The organism is uncultured Rothia sp., assembly GCF_937976295.1.
In the GTDB taxonomy this organism is placed as follows: Bacteria; Actinomycetota; Actinomycetes; order Actinomycetales; family Micrococcaceae; genus Rothia.
In genome coordinates, this window is sequence record NZ_CALJRY010000270.1 from 1 (window position 1) to 1,496 (window position 1,496).

A 1,496-nucleotide genomic window follows, 5' to 3' on the forward strand; every position below is an offset into this window, starting at 1 on the left:
CAGCCGTAGGGGGAGTGGTGGGTCCTCAACGTATTCTCCTTCAAAGGCGGTAGGGGCAACAGAGCCGGTAGCCAGTAGGGCGGTGACAGCGCCGGAACTCATGAAACGGAACAATGCGCCGGAACCGGCGGGAGAACCGGCAGAGGCGCTACAACGGGATTCGGGGCGCGCCGCAGATTAAGCGGATAGCGGGAGCGCCCCCTTTCAGCCTAGCCATTGTATCGGGTCGGGGGTAGTATCCCCTAGAATTGATACGACCATTATTGGCGGTGCACTCATCGAGCACCGCCATCGTCTCGAGAGGAAGGAAACGCATGAGCCATTACGATACTCTCGGCGTATCGAAAGACGCCAGCCCCGAAGAGATCAAGAAGGCGTACCGAAAGAAGGCACGCCAGCTGCACCCCGACGTGAACCCCTCCGAGGACGCAGCCGAAGAGTTCAAGCGCGTCACCCTCGCCTACGAGGTGCTCTCCGACCCCGAAAAGCGCCGCAACTATGACACCACCGGCGACGAACAGGGCCGCGCAGGCTACCCCGGAGGCGGCGGCTACCCGGGCGGCGGATTCAGCGGCTTCGGCGGTTTCGAGGACCTGCTGAACATGTTCACCGGCGGCGCGGCAGGTGCCCGCGGCCCCGCATCCCGCATGCGTCAGGGCCAGGACGACCTGATTACCGTCTCCATCAGCCTGCAGGACGCCGTATTCGGTGTTGAGAAGACCATCGAGCGTCGCTCCGCCGTGACCTGTAAGTCCTGTAACGGCGAAGGCACCGCAGAGGGCACCCAGCCCGAAACCTGCACCACCTGCTCCGGTCACGGTTTCATGCAGCGCCGTGTGCAGTCCATCCTCGGTACCGTCATGCAGCAGGTCGAATGCCCCGACTGCCACGGCTACGGCACCATCATCAAGACCCCCTGCCCCGAATGCCACGGTCAGGGCCGCGTCCGTGAAGACGTGCCGCTGACCTTCAACGTTCCCGCCGGCGTGCACGACCAGGCGCGTATCCGCCTGCGCGGCAAGGGCGAAGCAGGCCTGTACGGTGGCCCCAACGGCGACCTGTACGTTGACCTGAACGTCAAGCGTGACAAGTACTTTAGCCGCGAGGGCGACAACCTGGTCACCACCGTGAACATCCCCATGGTCGCGGCGGCACTGGGCACCACCATCCCGCTGAAGACCTTCGACGGCGACCAGGAAGTTGCCATCCCCGCAGGCACTCAGAGCGGTGACGTGATCACCCTCAACGGCCTGGGCGCAACCGTGCTCGGCACCGAGCGTCGCGGCGACCTGCTGGTACGTATCCAGGTGGTCACCCCCACCGACATGACCGAAGAACAGCGTGAACTGCTGCGCCAGTTCGCCGCCCTGCGCGGTGAATCCCTCACCGAGGGCTCGCAGGTCAAGCACCGCGGCGGTCTCTTCTCCCGTCTGAAGGACCAGTTCAAGTAGGATTCCTACACCAAGCTAAGGATGCGGCGGGTGCGGTACTCAACC

1 protein-coding gene is annotated in these 1,496 nt (G+C 64.1%); it reads left to right on the forward strand.

The window, feature by feature from the left end:
* The first annotated feature begins 314 nt into the window (after positions 1-314).
* Complete coding sequence (dnaJ, locus tag Q0216_RS07150; RefSeq protein ID WP_298594080.1) at positions 315-1,451, forward strand: molecular chaperone DnaJ; 1,137 nt, start codon at positions 315-317, stop codon at positions 1,449-1,451.
* Positions 1,452-1,496 lie beyond the last annotated feature (45 nt).

What these genes read in the sequence shown, in the direction of transcription:
- dnaJ (WP_298594080.1), top strand. Translation starts at nt 315, where the DNA reads ATGAGCCATTACGATACTCTCGGCGTATCGAAAGACGCCAGCCCCGAA.